This is a genomic window from Devosia salina, from assembly GCF_019504385.1.
GTDB lineage: Bacteria > Pseudomonadota > Alphaproteobacteria > Rhizobiales > Devosiaceae > Devosia > Devosia salina.
The window spans coordinates 2,614,903-2,631,279 of record NZ_CP080590.1; the positions used below are offsets into that span (position 1 = coordinate 2,614,903).

A 16,377-nucleotide genomic window follows, 5' to 3' on the forward strand; every position below is an offset into this window, starting at 1 on the left:
TCGTCTTTCTCCGGCTGCCGCCAGATCGCAAGTCTAGTGGCGCTATGCATTGGCGGAACGGTTCATCGCCGAGGGCAGGTGTTCGAGGCGCCCCCTCCCGGCCCCGCTGAAGACGGAAGTGAGAAGAACCCACCGGACCAACTCCCTCCCCCTGCTGGAGGGGGAGGATTAGCGTCGGGGTAGTCTTACTGCGCCGGCCAGGGGGCCTTGGGCAGCCTTGGTGCAACCGCGCCTTCGCGGTCCGCGGGGGCCACGGCAACGAACACGCCGTCCTGCCACTGGCCACCGAACCAGAGCGTGCGCAGCTGGTTGTCTTCGAGCTTGACCTCGCCCAGTACGGTTTCGAACGTTCCGTTGGAGAGTTCCTCGGAGACCGCTTCACGATCCAGTCCACGGCGCTTGATGGCCTCCTGCAGCATCTGCAGGCTGTTATAGGTCACGACAGAACCCCACCAATCCGGAGCCTGTCCGATGAATTCTGTGTGGCGGGCGCGATAGTCCATCACAGCCTCATTGGTCGGGTCGATGCCGCCCAGGCTCATGACGCCTTCGATCTTGTCGCCATTATTGGCCTGGTAGACCGGAAAGCCGACGCCCACGCCCATATAGAGGACCTTGGGATTGTACTGGGCCACCTGGGCCTGCTGGGTCAGCGCAAACGTGTCAGGCGGATAGGAGAAGGCCACGAATGTATCAGCGCCCGAAGCGGCCGCTTCGCTCAACATCGGCGTAAAGTCGGTGGTCCCCACCGGGTAGGTCACGTCATAGGCGATGTTGATGCCTGCATCGGCAAAGGACTGGCGGGCGGCGGTGATCAGGTCGATGCCAAAACCGTCGGCCACCGAAATGACTGCGACGTCATTGTTGATGGTTCCGGCGGCTTTCTGGTCGTTGAGGATCTGGGCAAGGGCCTCGGTATAGTCGTGGCCACCGCCGAGCAGCCAGAAGCTCTTTTTCCAGCGCTGCACGAATTCCGGGGCCTTGTCGGTCACCGCAGACACGGCGAGTTGGGGATAGCCGAAACGGTCGAACAGCGGCGCGACGGCGAGGTTAAAGCCGGTGCCCCAGGGCGGCAGGATGAAGTCGACCTGGTCCTGGGTGGCGAGGCGCTCGACAGCGCGCACAACTTCCTCGGAGGCCGATCGGTCGTCATATTCAATGACTTCGATGGGCAGGCGGGTGCCGTCGGGCAGCTCGAGACCGCCGGCCTCGTTCACTTCATGCACCCAGAGCTGATAGTTCGGGAGCGTGGTAATGCCGGCGCCGCCGGCATTGGCGCCGGTCTTGGAAATGGCATAGCCGATTTTGACCGAAGTACGATCCTGGGCGGAAACGGCTGCAACGCCGACGCTGGCCAGCAGGGTCGCGGCAAGGCCGATGGCACGCAGGGCGGACCTGCGGGAAAACAGAGTCATGGGTTCCTCCTTGGGCCCTGTTCGGGCCGACGGTGCCGGGACGCCTTTGACTGTTCTCCGGCCACGGGACAAACGCTACACGGGAACCTCGCCTCACAAGAATAGACTTTTTGCGGAGAAACTTGTACTTTTACCGCGAATTGGAGCGAGATTTGCGCAAGCTAGACACGACTCTAGGTGGTCACCCATTCGTCGAACTGGCGCGCGAACTGGACGGACAGGTCGTCGCCACCACCCTCGATACTTCGCGTTGGACCCTGCCGGGCGATCAGAACTGCGTCTTCGTGCTGATTTCGGGATCAGGCGCAGTAACCACGGCAAGCGAAGCCGTACCCCTGCAGGCGCCCAACCTGATCTGGATTCCCGCCGGACAGCGGGCCGAGCTGATGCTGCTGGCCGGATCGCGGGGGGCTTGGCTCACTATGTCGAACGCAGCGCTAGGGCAAATCGCCCTGCCCGGCCATATTGCCGAAGACATGCGGCGGTTTGCGGCCAGGCCTCAACTGGGAACGCGGATCGAGCGAGAAGTCGCCGCCCGTCTCGCGACCCTTTTCACCCTCATGACTGAGGAATTGCGCGCCAGCGTCTCCGGCTCGGAGGACATGGTGAGACACCAATTGGCGATCGTGGCTATTCTGCTCTGGCGCATATCCGACCTGGCGCCCTCCACCGCCCGGCCGGCCCCGCGCACCATCGTCAGCAACTTTCTCTCCATGGTGGACCTGCAAATGCGTAGCCATTGGTCAGTGGGCGATTATGCGCGCTACTTGGGCGTCAGTGTCGACCGGCTGACCAGCGCGGTTCAGCGTGCCACCGGGCAGACTCCGCTTGGTCTGATCCATGCGCGGCTCTTTGCTGAGGCGCGGTTGATGATCGAGAATTCCGGCCTGCAGATTGCCGAAATTTCGGCCCATCTTGGCTTTGACGATCCGGCCTACTTTTCGCGCTTCTTCAAGCGGCTGAGCGGCAAGTCACCAAGACAATTCCGGCAGGATGCAGCCATGAGCCAAGTCCGCGATGGCGGGTCTTATGCCGCTTGGCCATGACTCGAGTTGCTCTGCCGGCCCCTGGTAAACCTCTCTTCAGAGATGGCGCACCAATCCGGTTGCACTGCGTTGGGCGGGATGGCCGATTTTGGCAAGCAGTGGGGGCAACCCAATGGCAGGAAAGAGGCAATATCCTTATTGCCTTGGTGCTCCAGAGGTCGCTTTGGATGCCGTCTTCGATCTCATGCCCCAGACTGCTTTGCGCTCGATTGGGTTCGCCAACTATGCCGATGCGCTGACATCCAAGCGCATCCACGAGGCAACGCTGCGCACCCTGCAATACGCCACCTTTGCGCTGTTCTTCGAGTTCGTCTTCGGATTTGGCGCGGCGCTGCTGTTCTCGGCCATCGCCGACAGGTCGCACTGGCATCGCACCATCTTTGCTCTACCCCTCATGATTTCACCCATCGTGGCCGGTCTGCTCTGGCGCTTCCTGCTGGTCGGAGACATCGGCATCCTCAACCACGCGCTCTCGGCCTTCGGCATCATTGCGAGCCCCAAGGCCATCAACTGGCTGTCGGACACCGACATCGTGATCTACTCGGTTGCCTTCGCGGACATCTGGTTGACCACTTCCTTTGTTGCGCTGGTTAGCTATGCGGGCCTCACCAATATTCCCACGGATCTGCTCGAAGCCGCCCGGATTGATGGCGCCAATGCTCTCAAGCGGTTCTGGCACGTCACCCTGCCACTGATGCGTCCGGTCATTGCTGTCGTCGTCATCGTCCGCGGAATTGACGCGCTCAAAACCTTCAATCTCATCTGGATCCAAACACAGGGTGGGCCACGTCAGGCGAGCGAAGTGTTCTCCATGAATATCTACCAGCGCATGGTGCACTATGGCGACCTGGGGGAGGCCTCGGCATCCGCCACGCTGTTCCTGATTTTCATGATGGGGCTGGTCGCCCTGGCCTACTGGAAGATCTGGAGGACAGACAAAGGCTGATCGTACCGCGCCGGACTTCGGCAAGACCTTGATCAACCTGGCGGCGCTGGCTTTGGTCCTCTCCTATGCCCTGCCCTACGTCTATCTCGTTTCAACGTCGCTGAAGCCTGCGGCCGATGTGCAGCAGATACGCGCCAGCGGTAGAGCGACCGGCGAAGCCAGCGCCGAAAGACCGTTGGTTGACCAGGGAAGAAATCGACCGCCTGCAGGACGCGCCGAAAGCGCACCATGTTCAATTAGCCATCCTGCTTATGCTGGCAACAGCAGGCCGGATCGGGGCCATTCTCGAACTGACATGGGACCGGGTGGACTTCAAGGCCGGAACCGTCAACCTGCGCACCAACGAGACGGGGCCGCGTAAGGGTCGCGCTGTAGTGCCAATGAATGACGGGTTGCGGGCAGCCCTTTCCCAAGCCGAAGGGGCGTCAATGACGGATTACGTCATAGAGTGGGCTGGGGAGCCTGTGCAGCGCCTTCGTACCGGCTTCAATAAGGCGACCAAGGCGGCTGGCCTAAAGGGCGTCACACCGCACGTTCTGCGTCACACGGCAGCAGTTCACATGGCGGCGGCTGGCAGGCCAATGGAACGTATTTCGCAATATCTGGGCCATTCGTCTGTGGACGTGACGCGCCGGGTCTATGCGCGATTTGCGCCGGATCACTTGCGCGAAGAGGCCGAAGTTCTGGACTTCACTAAGCGCGTCAGGGCAGTGAGTTAGGTTCAATAAACCTTGGAACCATCCGCAAAATGTGGTATGAAAATGAATGATTTCAAAGGGATAGTGTGGTGGGCCCACCAGGACTCGAACCTGGAACCAGACCGTTATGAGCGTCCTGAAAGGTGGGCAATAGAAGCCAAAACGCCCGGTCTTCCACTACTTTTGAGATACCCTCATTCACTCAGGTTCTTATTGCGTTCACGGGAACCGGTCCCCCTGCGGTCCCCGTAACCTGCTTTGCTCCGAAAGAACTCCCATGCTCTTTCCATGTCGTCCGTATAAAGGTCGGGGTGATTGAGCATCATCTCAACCTCTCGCTTTATACGATCGAGCTCCTCGGACAAGCGCGGCGACCAAATGCTCGCGCAGTTGATCAGCAGGCGCGAAAAGTTCGTCGCTGTCGGCAAGGACGAGGACAAGTCGAAGCCTGTCACATAACCACCTGGCCGGTCGAAATCACCGACTTTCTAGCAGCGCAGTCTTCAGAACTGCGTGCAGAGCGCTTGGGCTACTCCACATCGAGAATCGTTACATGATGGTGGCTGTGACGTGTTCTATAAGACATACGGCGGTGAGGCTATTGAGCGGATCGCGGGCCACGCCGGCGGTAAACTGTTGAGGCGACTGCGGCAAATGGGAACGCCGGCAGTTGTGCAGTTTCGGTATCCCGCCTACGGCAAGGAATGGTGCTCGTTCACGGCGGGGCGGATGCCGCAGTCAATGATCGAGCTGTTCCTCCAAAGCGAGGGCAATTGGGAGGCGATGGATTATGGTTGGGACGTCATGATCAAGCGCGATGTGCCCGCTGCGAATATCGTGGCTGTGGTCAGGATCGATAACCCAGATGTCGCTGCCTAACGGATCGGTTGGCCTAACTGCGTCGGCTTTGCAACGTCGCTCAAAAGCTTGTTCGTGGCTGAATTGGGGTCGGCAGCAGTCTGGCAGCGACTGGCCCCATTTCGGTCATTCAATCGTCTTCACCGATTCCTACGAGCTGACAGTCCGGATGGGCTTCCTCGAAGTCATATTGCTTGGACGCTGAGGGTGGGGTTTGCTCATCGCTTCTACGGCGAACCGTCGACAGGCCCTGCCGCTTCTTGAGATCGGCAAGGCCGCATCGATCATCGCTAGAGTCTATGCGCCGATCGTGTCGAGCGTTCGAAGGGACTCCAGGCAGGCAGCGGCTGCTTCGCGGCCCTTGTTGTGCTCGTCCTTGCGGCTGCGCAGGATGGCCTGTTCGTCCGTATAGGTGGTCAAAATGCCGAAGGTGATGGGCTTGCCGGTTTCGAGCCCGGCCTGCATCAGGCCATGAGCAGTGGCCTCGCTAATATATTCGAAATGGGCCGTATCGCCCTTGATGACGCAGCCGAGGCAAATCACGCCGTCGAAGCCTGATTGCGCCAGGCGCTTGGCGATGAGTGGAATTTCGAAGGCGCCAGGCGCCGAATAGACGTGGTCCGGTGCAATCGAAACGCCGTTTTCGGCGAGATAGGCCAGTGCACCGTCGCGCAGGCCGTGGGTGACATCGGGATTGAACTGGCTGACGATAAGGGCAAGGCGATGTGTGGTTTCAGACATTCTGGTTCTCATGTTCCTGATGGGTGAAGGTGTGGCCAAACTTGTCCCGCTTGGTCGCGAGATAGCGCCAGTTGTGGGGATTGGCCGGGATTTCGAGCGGCACGCGCTTGGTGACATCGATGCCGAACTGTTCGAGCGACAAGGCCTTGTCCGGATTGTTCGACAGGAGCCTCAGGCTTTCGATACCCAGCGCGCGCAGGATCTGACCGGCAATGCCATAGTCGCGGGCATCGGGTGCAAAACCCAGAGCCGTGTTGGCCTCCACCGTGTCGTGGCCCTGGTCCTGCAGGGCATAGGCGCGGATCTTGTTGGCAAGGCCGATGCCACGCCCTTCCTGCCCGCGTAGATAAATGAGGGCGCCGCCATCACCAGCGGCGATCTGGCGCAGGGCCTCTTGCAATTGCGGTCCGCAATCGCATCTGAGCGAACCCAGTGCATCACCGGTCAGGCACTCCGAATGCAAACGAACCAGCGGCGTGCGCCCCAGGGGGTTGCGGATCAGTGCCAGATGCTCGGTGCCGTCCAACCGGCTGCGGAAGGCGCACACCTCCAACGGGACGGGGGAGTGTGCCGTCGGTAATTCGGACCGCGCCACCTCGTCCACCCAGGTCTCGTTGGCGAGGCGATGGGCAATGATGTCCCTTATGGTGAGGATGGGAAGATTGTGCTCCCGGGCAAAGACCTCGAGATCGGGCCGCCGCGCCATCTGCCCGTCGTCCCGCATGATTTCGCAGATCACGCCGGCGGGCCGCAGTCCGGCCAGTCGCATGAGGTCGATCGCCCCTTCGGTATGGCCATCGCGCGCCAACACGCCATTGTCGGCGGCCCGCAGGGGAAAAACATGCCCCGGCGAGGCGATATCGGCGGGCCGCACTTCGGGATCGGCGGCAACCGCAACCGTTCTGGCCCGGTCATGCGCCGAAATGCCCGTGGTGATCCCCTCGACGGCCTCGATGGACACGGTGAAGGCGGTGGAACGGCGGGCCCGGTTGTCGGCCACCATCTGGGGCAGGCCCAGCCGGTCGACCTGTTCGCCGGTGAGCGCCAGGCAGATCAGGCCACGGCCATGCCGAGCCATGAAGTTGATCGCTTCAGGGGTGGCGAATTCGGCGGCAATGACCAGATCGCCTTCATTTTCGCGATCTTCGTCATCGACCAGGATCACCATGCCGCCATTGCGCAATTGGGTCAGGGCTTGAGATAGGGCAGGCATAGGCGCTCCACGTACTTGGCCATCACGTCGACCTCGACATTGAGATCGTTGCCAATGGCGAGGGTGTTGAGATTGGTGTGCTCCCAGGTGTGGGGGATGATGGTCACCAGCACGGCAACGCCCCCGTCCCGCTGGTCTAGGTCATTGATGGTGAGGCTGATGCCATTGAGGGCGATGGAGCCTTTTTCGACGCAATAGCGTCCAAGGGCGTCGGGCAGCACAAAGACATGCTTGTAGGCGCCATCGGCCTCGACCCGCTCCACCAGTCGCGCCAGTCCGTCGACATGACCCTGCACCAGATGTCCGGAAAGCCGCGTGTCGAGCGTTACCGCACGTTCCAGATTGGCGTATTGGCCGACGGCCAGGCCACCCAGATTGGTGCGCGCCAGCGTTTCGGGGCTGATGAAGAAACGGGCGCGGCCGGCGCCATCGAATTGGGTGACCGTCAGGCACACGCCATTGACTGCAATGCTCTCGCCCAGCGACAAGTCCGGCCAGCCGCTCTCAAGTTCGATCTCCAGCGAGCCGCCATTGGGCGCGGCCAGAGAGACGCGTGCGCGTTTTTCAATGATGCCCGAGAACATCTTTTTCCTTTCCGTGTGAATAAGCTTGGGAAGCCGGGTTGTGCCGAACGGTTACCCGGTCGGTCCCGTCGGGATTGGCGGCCTGTTCGATCAGGACATGCTCGTCCCAGAGGCCGCTTGTGAGCAGACGCGCGGTCAGAGTCGGACCAGCTTCGACCAGCACTTCCATGCCGCCCGCCATGCCAATCGCTTCCAAGGCGTGGTGCACGTCATCGGCCAGGTGCAGGGCAAAGCCGCGCTCTCGGGCAGCATCCAGATAGGTCTCGGTGACCCGCCGGCGCCGGTCCAGAATGGCCAACATGCGTTGCTTTTCCGGATGGTCTGGCACCCGCCGCACGGTAAAGAGAGGGTTGTCGGCCAGCACTGTCCCCGAGCCTGTCAGGACGGCATCGGCCCGGCGCCGCAGACGATGGGCCAGGTCCAGCGAGGAAGAGCTTGTAAAGGTCTTGCGCCCGGCGGCCGGTACCATGCTTCCCGATGCGGAAATGGCCTGCTTGATGGTGATGAAAGGCAGTCCGGTCCGGACGCGTTTTGCGAATGGCGCGAGCAGCCGGTTGGCTTCTCCAAGCAGCACAGCGGCTTCGGGGTGGTGCAGATCGGACAAGAAGTGCACATCGAGTCCCGCTGCGCGCAGGCGTTCGGCGCCTCCGCCCGCGACCTTGGGATTGGGGTCACGGCAGGCAATCCAGACGTGACGGGCCCCCGTGCTCAAGATGGCCTCAGCGCAGGGTGGCGTGCGGCCGTGGTGGTTGCAGGGTTCGAGCGTTACCACGACGCTGTCGATATTGTCTGCAAGGCCTGCGGAACGGGCCTGGGCGATGGCCTCGGCCTCGGCATGGAGCAGACCCGCCCGCCGATGTGCGCCGCTGGCCAACTCCTGTCCCAGAGCGTCGAGCAAGATGCAGCCGACCGGCGGATTGGGGGCCGTCGCACCCTCATGGGCCCGCGCCAGATCCAAGGCACGCGCAAAGGCGCTCAGGATCGGCTGCGGCGGAAGATATGGATGGGGATAAACTGCGCTTTCGTCCATGCCCGTCCCGTCGTCACCAAAGACGCGTTCCAGGGCAAATGACGACAAGCACGCGCTGTCCGGTGAACGGAAAGCGCGCGTCGACGATCATCGGTTCTCTTCCATCCGGACTATACCGTCGGCCCCGGAATTACACCGGGTCTGCTGACCCCACCCCGAAGGATGGGCGCTCGCGGGCTGATGTGCGCAAAGACACAATTACCGCCGGTGGGGAATTTCACCCCGCCCTGAGAACACTCATCCGCATTGAATAGGGAGCGTGGGCCGCAAGATCAAGTGGGCACAAAGGCGTAACCGGCACGAGTGTCGATGCGGACCTCCGAGCGCACACGCGCAAGATCGGGATCAGCATCGCCGTAACACCAGATTCTTGCTCTACTGCAAGATTTTGCGCAGGCTGGCAGCCAGGTGGTCGCGACTGTAGGGCTTGCTGAGCAGATCGATGCCCGGATCAAGGCGCCCATCTGTTTCGACGGCGTTCTCGGCATAGCCGGACGTGAACAGGACCTTGAGGTCTGGTCGCAAGACCCGCGCTCTTTTCGCAAGGTCGACGCCATTCATGCCACCGGGCATGACGATATCGGTGAACAGCAGCGTGACGTCGGGATTGGCCGCGAGTAGTTCCATGGCCGGGGTCGCGGCGGTCGCCTCCAGGACGCGGTAGCCCAGCCCTCCAAGCAGGCCGCAGACGTGACGGCGGACCAGGGCGTCATCCTCGACAACCAGGATCAGTTCGTTGCCCCCTTCGGGCACTTGACGCGCTGGATTTTCCGGGCATTTGCCCACGCTTTGATTGGCCCTAGAAAAATACAGACTGACCGAGGTTCCGTGGCCCACATCGGAGCGAAGGCGGAGGTGACCGCCCGATTGCTTGACGAAGCCATAGACCATGCTCAAACCGAGGCCCGATCCCTTGCCAACATCCTTTGTGGTGAAAAAGGGCTCAAAGACTTTGGACAGCAGTTCCGGTTCTATTCCGTGGCCGGTGTCAGATACCGCCAGAACCACATACTGTCCGGGCGCGACATCGGCTGCTATCGCCTGACTGGTGTCGAACGTCGTGTTGGCCATGCTAATCGTCAGGCGCCCACCATCGCTCATGGCGTCGCGGGCGTTGATGGCCAGATTGAGAACGGCGCTTTCCAGCAGAGCCGGGTCGATTTCGACGGGCCACAGTCCTTCTGGCTGGTCGACCTCGACATCAATGTGCTCGCCCAATGTCCGAACCAGCATGGTATGCATGCCGGCAATGAGGCTGCCCAAATCAAGCAGCTGCGGCTGCAGGGGCTGCTTGCGGCCAAAGGCCAGCAGGCGACTTGTCAGGTCCGCTCCCCTTTGGGCGGCCGTGGAAATCATTTCGGCGAGGTGACGCGACTCCTGCCCGCTCTCAAGCGCCTCGCATAGCAGCTCGGCACTGCCCGCGATGACGGTGAGGAGGTTGTTGAAGTCATGCGCGACACCGCCTGTGAGCTGGCCCATGGCTTCGAGTTTTTGCGCCTGCCGCAAGCGGCCCTCGAGCTCACGCTGGGCTGACACATCGAGCATGCTGCCCACCATCCGTACCGCCTTGCCGCTTTCGTCGCGGATGACCGAGCCGCGGTCGATGATGCTGAGCGCGTGCCCGTCGCTATGCAGGAAGCGGTACTCACTGACCCAGGTTTTCTCTGTGCCGTTGATAACCGCATGAATGCTCTCGATCACCCGGTCGGCGTCTTCGGGATGGATGCGGTTCATCCAAGACCCGGGACCTGGCTCCACCTCGTCAGGGTCATAGCCGAACAGCGTCTTGAAGTTCTCATTCCACCACAGGGTGTTGCCGACCAGGTCCCAGTCCCAGATCACATCATTGGTGGCCTGCGCCACAAGCAGAAACCGCTCGTTGCTGATCCGGACGTGTTCTTCGGCCCGCTTGCGCCGCGATATGTCGCGGAAATAGACGGCGAGCCCCTCTGGCGTCGGGTAGGCGTCGACATCGAACCAGGCTTCCAGCGGTGGGTAATATTCCTGGAACCGGACTGCCAGGCCATTCTGAACCGCTTCTCGATAGCAGGTATCGAACTGGCTCCCGATCGCCTGGGGGAATTCGCCCCAGATGTTGCACCCTTCTAACTCTCCCCGTCGGCGCCCCAGCAAAGCCTCGGCCTGGGGATTGAGGAAGGAAAACCGCCATTCCCGATCGAGCAGGAAAAAGGCATCGCTGATGTTTTCGAGCGTCTGGCGCAGCCGACGGGCTAGGGCATCGGCTTCGTTGTGCATGGAGACGAGGTGGGTAATGTCCTGGAAGGCGCCCTCGACGGCAACGATGGTGCCTGTGTCGTCGCGAACGGCCTGACCGATGGCACGGACCCAGATACGATTGTCTTTGGCTGTCACCAGTTGCTGAATGTCGTCGAAGGACCGGCCGTTTTCTGCACAAAGGGCGAACGTTCTGCTGATCATCGGCCGCTGTTCGGGGGGATAATAGTTCAGCGCCTGCTCGAACGTGGGCGAGAAGCCCTGAGCCTCTTCATGGATATCGACTGTTTCCGGGCTCCAGTGGACCCTCATCGAATTGAGATCGACGCGCCAGGCGCCAAGACGGGCCATGCATCCGGCGATGCGCCGGAGGCGTTCGGCCTCGGGCCGTTCCGGGAGCGGTATCGGATCGCCGCCAGTATCGCGGTTCATGGGTGGGAAAGGATCGGGATCGTGCATGGTCCAGCGCTCAGGCGGTGTCGGACCAGGCCACGGCGCGGGCTGCCTGCATCGGGCGGCCGATGAAATAGCCCTGGGCGGCGTAGCACCCCATCTCGCGCAGGCGCATATAGGTGTCGAGGTCCTCCACGCCCTCCGCGACCGTAATCATCCCCAGGCCATTGCTCATGCCGATAATGGCCGCGATGATGGCCTGCGCCTCGCAGGAATGGCACAACTCAGCGACGAAGCTGCGGTCGATCTTGATTTCGGAGAAGGGCATACGGGCCAATTGGACGAGGGACGAATAGCCGACACCGAAGTCGTCGATGGACAGTTTCATGCCCATCAGTCGCGCCCGAGTCAGCACGTCCAGGGCACCAGAATAGGGGTCGATCGCGCCGCTTTCGGTGACTTCGAGGACAACGCGTTCCGGCGCGACCCCGTAACGCGAACAGGCATCGGCAATGGTCCGCACGGACTGGTCATCCTTCAGGCACTGCGCGGGAATGTTAATGGCTATCGTATGGGGCAGGGCGGCAAAATTGCCCCCGAGCCAGGCCAGCGAACGATCCGCCATGACTTCGGTGAGCCTGGCCGCCTGGCCGCTCTGCTCTGCCAGGGGAACGAATGTATCGGGGCCGCAAATGTGTGTGTCGCCGCGGGTCCAGCGCGCCAGCGCTTCGTAGCCGATTAACCCGCCGTCGCTGCACCTGACCTTAGGCTGGAAAACCGGGCCGATCTCGCCTTCCGCCATGGCGCGCGCCAGATCGTGGCTGGTCGGCGTTGCATTGGGGGACGTTGCGACAAGTTTGAGCCGTGGTGTGACTTCGACCGTCTCGAGCAGCGTGGCAAGAGCGCTGCGGCTGAATGGCTTGGACAGGGCGCCCGCGATCGGCAGCCGATGTTGTCTTGCGGAACGTTGAGCGGCGTCCAGCACCCGGCTATCGACGCCGCTGACAATGATCAGGGTCGCCTGGCACTCCATTTTTGCCAGCCGCTGGATGACCTCGACACCGTCGACGCCGGGCATGACCAGATCAAGCAGAATGTGGCTGGGCTCCCATTCGGAAACATGGGTGAAGAATTCATCAGCCGTCCGACAATAGGCACTTTCGGCACCGAGGGAGGCCGCCATCAGCCGCACGGTTTCGCCGACAAGCGGATCATCGTCGAGGATCAGCAAACGCAGGTGGGAGCCCGAAGCCTGCTCTTGGGGCTCGGAGGGCAGGTCAGTCATGCTTTCTCCACGAGGGATGTTCATTTGGGTCATCCCGAAACGCGTTTTGGAAATGTCAGAGGGTGCAGGCGTGATGGCGCGCGCGGCGTATCCTGCGAGAGATGGATTGCCGTGCCGCTGACATAGGTGAAGCCGCTTTCAACCGCGGCCAGCGCCAGGCCGATCGTATTGGCGGCATGCGCCATGGTGCGGGGGTTATTGCTCTTGGCAAATTCCATGAACGAAGGCGCAACGGCCAAGTGGGTCGGGTCGCGCAATTGCTCCATGGAGAGGTTGCATGACAGGCCCCAAAGCGGCGTCGGATCGAGTGTCGCAAGGTATCCGGCATTACCAGCAACCTGCAGCGTGAGACCGGGACGCATCGCGCCTACGGTGAAGAGCAGGTCGTTCAGTTGGTCGATATCGGGTCGTGACGGCACGCCGGTAACTTCGAGCTTCACAAAGGGCGAATAGACCTCCGGCACGCTGGCCAGCAGCTAAAGATATTCACGCCGGGTGGAGGTGCGGGCCAGTGTTTGATAACCCACCGGCACAAGCACAGCCGCAACGTTGCTTGCCCGGCCATAGCGGTGCAGCATTTCCAGTGCGCGTGTCAGCGCCAGGCAGTCCATGTCGGCAAGCGTGGCGACCATCTGGTCCGGATCGGCAATGGCCTGGAACTGAGACAGGGTGGTGCAGCCCAGGGAGAGGTCGAGGACGCAGCGATTGAGGTTGACGATCGCCCGCTCGGGATCCCATACCGGGGCGAAGAGCAACTGGAAGTCCTTCAGCAGCAGGCGGCGGTAATTGAGGATCGCCCGGTCCGCTTCCATCCGCATACGGCGCAGGGTCAGCACCAACCGATCGGCAAGGCTCCCGGTATCCCCGGCGAGGTTCTTGAGCTCGATTTCCGCGACATACTGCTTGACGGTCACGCTTGAGGAAAACTCAGGCAGCTCGGCAAAGATCTCCTGCTTGATCTCGCGCGATATCTGCTTGGCGCGCTCGACGGCCGCCTCCCGATTGAGCTTGGCAAAGCAGATTGAGAATTCGGTCTCGCTCAGCACCTGCAGGACGTCGCTGTCGGAGATGCGCCGCCTGATACCCTGCTCCGCCAGCTCGCTGGCACGCGCCGCCAGACCGACCCATCGCTCCCCAAGGGCCCCTTTGATCTCGTCGAGCCCCACAAGTTCGAAGCTGCCTGCCATGAGCGACTGCGACGAGGGGCCCTGCCGGCCGATCATATCTGCAAGCGGGTCATCGTGCGACGAACGAACCGGCCGCTGGGGTTGGCCAGAGGCCCATGCACGAGCATCGGTGGGAATCGCACGTGCAGGCTTGGCTAGGGATTGGGGCGGCTCAGCCTCTTTCCGAAGAGCGTCTTTATTATGCTGAACACGGTCATAAGGGAAGGACTCGACGCACGCCTTGCCCGTCAACCTGCTCAGAATTGATTAAGGAACCTATGTATCCTGCGCCCAGAATGCAGCGTTTGCCATCGGCGCCAGCCTGCATGGCTAGTCCTCCCCAACGGCGTCCTGCGCCGCGGTGGCGGCTCGAACGCTGTCGATGATCGCCTTGGGCGCCGGCAGGTGCCAGATGACCTGATACGCCTCGATAACATCGGACGGCGTAACTTCGCGGCCGGCCAGCGCCACCCAGGGTGGAACCGGTAGGCCCAGCAGGGCGGCCAGCGTTACCCGCGCCGCGGCGCTGCCCTGGTCATGGGGTAGCTGCGCGCCCACCCCCTTGATCATGCCGTGACGGGCCATGTCGAGGGCAACGTCATTGCCCAGGTCGACCGTGGTGATTGGAAGGTCGATGCCGTGCTGCGCCAGCACCCGAACCGCCTTCATTGCGGGAACATCCCAGACCGCAAAGATGCCCGAAAGCCCGGGGGTCTTTTCGACCATGGTCAGGGCCGCCGGGCCAGCGCCATCCAGGTCGGCAAACCGCTCCCGGACGAGGGTGACGTCCGGCCGGTTGGTGCCCATCCACTTGCGGAAGGCGATCTCGCGTTCGTGGGTGGCGAAGAAGTCGATGCCATAGCCGAGAATGCCGGCGGCCCCGCCTTGCGGAATGTGCGCCGACAGCATCGCGGCGCAGCTCTGCCCCAAGCCAAAATTGTCGGTGGAGACGACGCTGGCATAGTCGGTGCCCGGGAGCAGGCCGGTCGGGGCGTTGTCGAGTAGAACCAGCTTGCGTCCGCTCTGCGTCAGGGCTCGATGCGCCTCCGCCACGCGCGCATTGCCAATGGGAATGGAGATGACCGCATCCACCGGTTCGCGGGCCAGCCGTTCGAGGGCTGCTACCTGCAGGTTGACGTCGAAATTGCAGTCGACCACTTCCACCAGCGCGGCCGAATAGAGACCCAGTGTCGCGGCAATGCCCGCCAGTTCCTGCTTGGACCAGTCGCTGGTGGTCGTGTGCAGAATGACCGCGACTGAAAACCGCCGGGCCCGGACCTCGGCGGCATTGGTCTCGGTGAGCTGGAGCTGGTCGGCGGGTACGGCGCGCTCCCCATGGGGGCCGAGGCCGGCAATCGTCATGGCGGTATCCCCTGGCGTCTGGCCCGGTATCTTTATGTTCATGGCGCAACGCGCCCTGCTGGTGGTGCGGCCTTCGCTTCTACCGATGCCATCATGCGCTCCAGGCGCTTCTGGAATTCGGGATGACGCAGGGGCGAGCCCAGTCCAATCCATCCCTGCAAGGTGGCAGGTGCAAACAATTCCTCCACCACCACCTGGGCCGCGCCGACCAGGCCGGAGGAGGCTCCCATCTGCGAGCGAACGATCTGCAGGTCGCGTGACACCATGGGGTGAGATTGACGATACACGGCTTCGCGAATGCCGGCGAGGAGGCTATCGCCCCCCGACTCCGCAACGACACCACCGATGACGATCAGCGATGGATTGACTAGGTTGGTCAGCGGTGCGAGCGCTTCACCCACCAGGCGGCCGCACCTTCCCAGCAGCTCGACGCAGAACAGGTCGCCCAGTTGCGCCGCATGCCCGATATCGACGACGGAGAGTTCGCCCTGCCGGGCCAGTGTCTGTGTCAGGTAGGGGCTCCGCCCGTCCTCGGCGGCGGCCATGCCTTCACGGGCGATGGCGTCTGCACCGGCCACCGCTTCGAGCAGTTCGTCGCCAACCCTGCTATGCCCGATCATGCCTGCCGCGCCTTGGGCACCGCGGTGAAGCCGGCCTTCGGAAATCAGGCCCGCGCTGATCGAGCGGCCGAGCTTGACGTAGATGATGTCACTGAGGCCCCGGCCTCCGCCTGCCTTGGCCTCGCCCATGGTCATGGTCTGGACGCCGCTGCGCGCAAAGATCGGCACGCCGAACCGCATCGAGAGACGCTCGAGGAAGGGAAACCCCTGCCATGATTGTATGGTCTGCAGGACCGGCACGGTCTCGAAATCTGCCGCCGGCTTTTCGATCGGACCTGGCAGGGCGAGGCCGATGCCCCACGGGGCTGGTTTCTCGGTTTCCCGGAGCAGCCAGTCGAAAATGGTCGCCAGCCGGTCCAGAATGGCCTCGGGTCCGGCATCGAGCTGGGCCGCTTCGTGATGCTCCACCAATAGCTGGCCATTGAGATCGGCAATTCCGAGCGCGATGGAGCTCTGGTCGATCGCGGAAACCAGCAGCGAGCCGGCATCCTGGCGGAACCGCATCTGCCGGGGCGCGCGGCCGCCGGTGGCCTGGCCCAACTCGCCCTCCTTGAGCAGGCCTAGTTCGATCATCGTTGCCAACCGGTCGGCGACGACTGCTCTGCCCAGTTCGGACCTGCGTTCAAGTTCCTGCCGTGTCGTGGCCGCTCCGGTTCGCACCAGATTGAGCAGCAAGGCGAGGCTTGCCTGGGCCGCGTCGACGCTGCGGGGGCGGCCAACCGACCGCAGCGTTGTTTTCTCCTCCGCCACGATTCCACCCCTTGTTCCGGCTTCGGCGCACCCTA

15 protein-coding genes, 1 pseudogene and 1 riboswitch are annotated in these 16,377 nt (G+C 62.4%); of the genes and pseudogenes, 5 read left to right on the forward strand and 11 right to left on the reverse strand.

Going from position 1 to position 16,377, the window contains the following annotated elements:
* Nucleotides 1-185: 185 nt before the first annotated feature.
* A complete protein-coding gene (locus K1X15_RS12675; RefSeq protein WP_220303992.1) occupies nucleotides 186-1,415 on the reverse strand; it encodes an amino acid ABC transporter substrate-binding protein in 1,230 nt (409 codons plus the stop codon).
* Between the two features lie 152 nt (nucleotides 1,416-1,567).
* On the opposite strand from K1X15_RS12675, the gene K1X15_RS12680 reads away from it, so the two are divergent.
* The 5 genes and pseudogenes from K1X15_RS12680 (at nucleotide 1,568) to K1X15_RS12695 (ending at nucleotide 4,984) form a co-directional block, all read left to right on the forward strand.
* Nucleotides 1,568-2,461, forward strand: coding sequence for a helix-turn-helix domain-containing protein (locus tag K1X15_RS12680; RefSeq protein WP_220303993.1), 894 nt, complete (start codon nucleotides 1,568-1,570; stop codon nucleotides 2,459-2,461).
* A 184-nt stretch (nucleotides 2,462-2,645) separates the two neighbouring features.
* Complete coding sequence (locus tag K1X15_RS12685) at nucleotides 2,646-3,407, forward strand: carbohydrate ABC transporter permease (protein ID WP_240549483.1); 762 nt, start codon at nucleotides 2,646-2,648, stop codon at nucleotides 3,405-3,407.
* Nucleotides 3,408-3,435: 28 nt separating this feature from the next.
* Nucleotides 3,436-3,546 (forward strand): annotated as a pseudogene (locus K1X15_RS21515) (carbohydrate ABC transporter permease); the annotation flags it as partial.
* 40 nt (nucleotides 3,547-3,586) lie between these two features.
* Entirely contained in the window at nucleotides 3,587-4,126 is a 540-nt protein-coding gene (locus K1X15_RS12690) for a tyrosine-type recombinase/integrase (RefSeq protein ID WP_220303995.1), read from the forward strand.
* A gap of 549 nt (nucleotides 4,127-4,675) precedes the next feature.
* Entirely contained in the window at nucleotides 4,676-4,984 is a 309-nt protein-coding gene (locus K1X15_RS12695; RefSeq protein WP_220303996.1) for a hypothetical protein, read from the forward strand.
* Between the two features lie 276 nt (nucleotides 4,985-5,260).
* Here K1X15_RS12695 and ribH read toward each other — a convergent pair whose 3' ends face one another.
* The 10 genes from ribH to K1X15_RS12745 all read right to left on the reverse strand — a co-directional run bounded on the left by ribH (nucleotide 5,261) and on the right by K1X15_RS12745 (nucleotide 16,342).
* Nucleotides 5,261-5,704: a 6,7-dimethyl-8-ribityllumazine synthase gene (ribH, locus tag K1X15_RS12700; RefSeq protein ID WP_220303997.1), complete on the reverse strand. Its 444-nt coding sequence runs from the start codon at nucleotides 5,702-5,704 to the stop codon at nucleotides 5,261-5,263.
* Nucleotides 5,697-6,917: a 3,4-dihydroxy-2-butanone-4-phosphate synthase gene (ribB, locus tag K1X15_RS12705; RefSeq protein WP_220303998.1), complete on the reverse strand. Its 1,221-nt coding sequence runs from the start codon at nucleotides 6,915-6,917 to the stop codon at nucleotides 5,697-5,699. The genes ribH and ribB overlap by 8 nt, the downstream gene beginning before the upstream one ends.
* Nucleotides 6,893-7,501, reverse strand: a complete 609-nt coding sequence (locus K1X15_RS12710; RefSeq protein ID WP_220303999.1) for a riboflavin synthase — start codon at nucleotides 7,499-7,501, stop codon at nucleotides 6,893-6,895. Before K1X15_RS12710 ends, ribB begins: the two co-directional genes overlap by 25 nt.
* Nucleotides 7,482-8,579 carry a bifunctional diaminohydroxyphosphoribosylaminopyrimidine deaminase/5-amino-6-(5-phosphoribosylamino)uracil reductase RibD gene (gene ribD, locus K1X15_RS12715; RefSeq protein WP_240549484.1) on the reverse strand — a complete coding sequence of 366 codons (1,098 nt, stop codon included), beginning with the start codon at nucleotides 8,577-8,579 and terminating at the stop codon, nucleotides 7,482-7,484. The genes K1X15_RS12710 and ribD overlap by 20 nt, the downstream gene beginning before the upstream one ends.
* Nucleotides 8,580-8,620: 41 nt before the next feature.
* Nucleotides 8,621-8,770: riboswitch (FMN riboswitch) on the reverse strand.
* 136 nt (nucleotides 8,771-8,906) lie between these two features.
* Complete coding sequence (locus K1X15_RS12720; RefSeq protein ID WP_220304000.1) at nucleotides 8,907-11,198, reverse strand: hybrid sensor histidine kinase/response regulator; 2,292 nt, start codon at nucleotides 11,196-11,198, stop codon at nucleotides 8,907-8,909.
* A 37-nt stretch (nucleotides 11,199-11,235) separates the two neighbouring features.
* The gene (locus K1X15_RS12725; protein WP_220304001.1) at nucleotides 11,236-12,444 is read right to left on the reverse strand and encodes an EAL domain-containing response regulator; all 1,209 of its coding nucleotides are present in this window, start codon (nucleotides 12,442-12,444) and stop codon (nucleotides 11,236-11,238) included.
* Between the two features lie 29 nt (nucleotides 12,445-12,473).
* On the reverse strand, nucleotides 12,474-12,884 hold the full coding sequence (locus K1X15_RS12730) for a hypothetical protein (RefSeq protein WP_220304002.1): 411 nt from the start codon (nucleotides 12,882-12,884) through the stop codon (nucleotides 12,474-12,476).
* A 36-nt stretch (nucleotides 12,885-12,920) separates the two neighbouring features.
* Nucleotides 12,921-13,631, reverse strand: coding sequence for a hypothetical protein (locus tag K1X15_RS12735; protein ID WP_220304003.1), 711 nt, complete (start codon nucleotides 13,629-13,631; stop codon nucleotides 12,921-12,923).
* 309 nt (nucleotides 13,632-13,940) lie between these two features.
* Nucleotides 13,941-15,014 carry a substrate-binding domain-containing protein gene (locus tag K1X15_RS12740; RefSeq protein WP_240549485.1) on the reverse strand — a complete coding sequence of 358 codons (1,074 nt, stop codon included), beginning with the start codon at nucleotides 15,012-15,014 and terminating at the stop codon, nucleotides 13,941-13,943.
* Nucleotides 15,011-16,342, reverse strand: coding sequence for an ROK family protein (locus tag K1X15_RS12745; RefSeq protein ID WP_240549486.1), 1,332 nt, complete (start codon nucleotides 16,340-16,342; stop codon nucleotides 15,011-15,013). Before K1X15_RS12745 ends, K1X15_RS12740 begins: the two co-directional genes overlap by 4 nt.
* Nucleotides 16,343-16,377: the final 35 nt, after the last annotated feature.

Bases quoted from the DNA above. Each gene is read 5' to 3' on its own strand.
- K1X15_RS12675 (WP_220303992.1), bottom strand. From the start codon at position 1,415: ATGACTCTGTTTTCCCGCAGGTCCGCCCTGCGTGCCATCGGCCTTGCC.
- K1X15_RS12685 (WP_240549483.1), top strand. From the start codon at position 2,646: ATGCCCCAGACTGCTTTGCGCTCGATTGGGTTCGCCAACTATGCCGAT.
- ribH (WP_220303997.1), bottom strand. From the start codon at position 5,704: ATGTCTGAAACCACACATCGCCTTGCCCTTATCGTCAGCCAGTTCAAT.
- ribB (WP_220303998.1), bottom strand. From the start codon at position 6,917: ATGCCTGCCCTATCTCAAGCCCTGACCCAATTGCGCAATGGCGGCATG.
- K1X15_RS12710 (WP_220303999.1), bottom strand. From the start codon at position 7,501: ATGTTCTCGGGCATCATTGAAAAACGCGCACGCGTCTCTCTGGCCGCG.
- K1X15_RS12720 (WP_220304000.1), bottom strand. From the start codon at position 11,198: ATGAACCGCGATACTGGCGGCGATCCGATACCGCTCCCGGAACGGCCC.
- K1X15_RS12725 (WP_220304001.1), bottom strand. From the start codon at position 12,444: ATGACTGACCTGCCCTCCGAGCCCCAAGAGCAGGCTTCGGGCTCCCAC.
- K1X15_RS12735 (WP_220304003.1), bottom strand. From the start codon at position 13,631: ATGGCAGGCAGCTTCGAACTTGTGGGGCTCGACGAGATCAAAGGGGCC.
- K1X15_RS12740 (WP_240549485.1), bottom strand. From the start codon at position 15,014: ATGAACATAAAGATACCGGGCCAGACGCCAGGGGATACCGCCATGACG.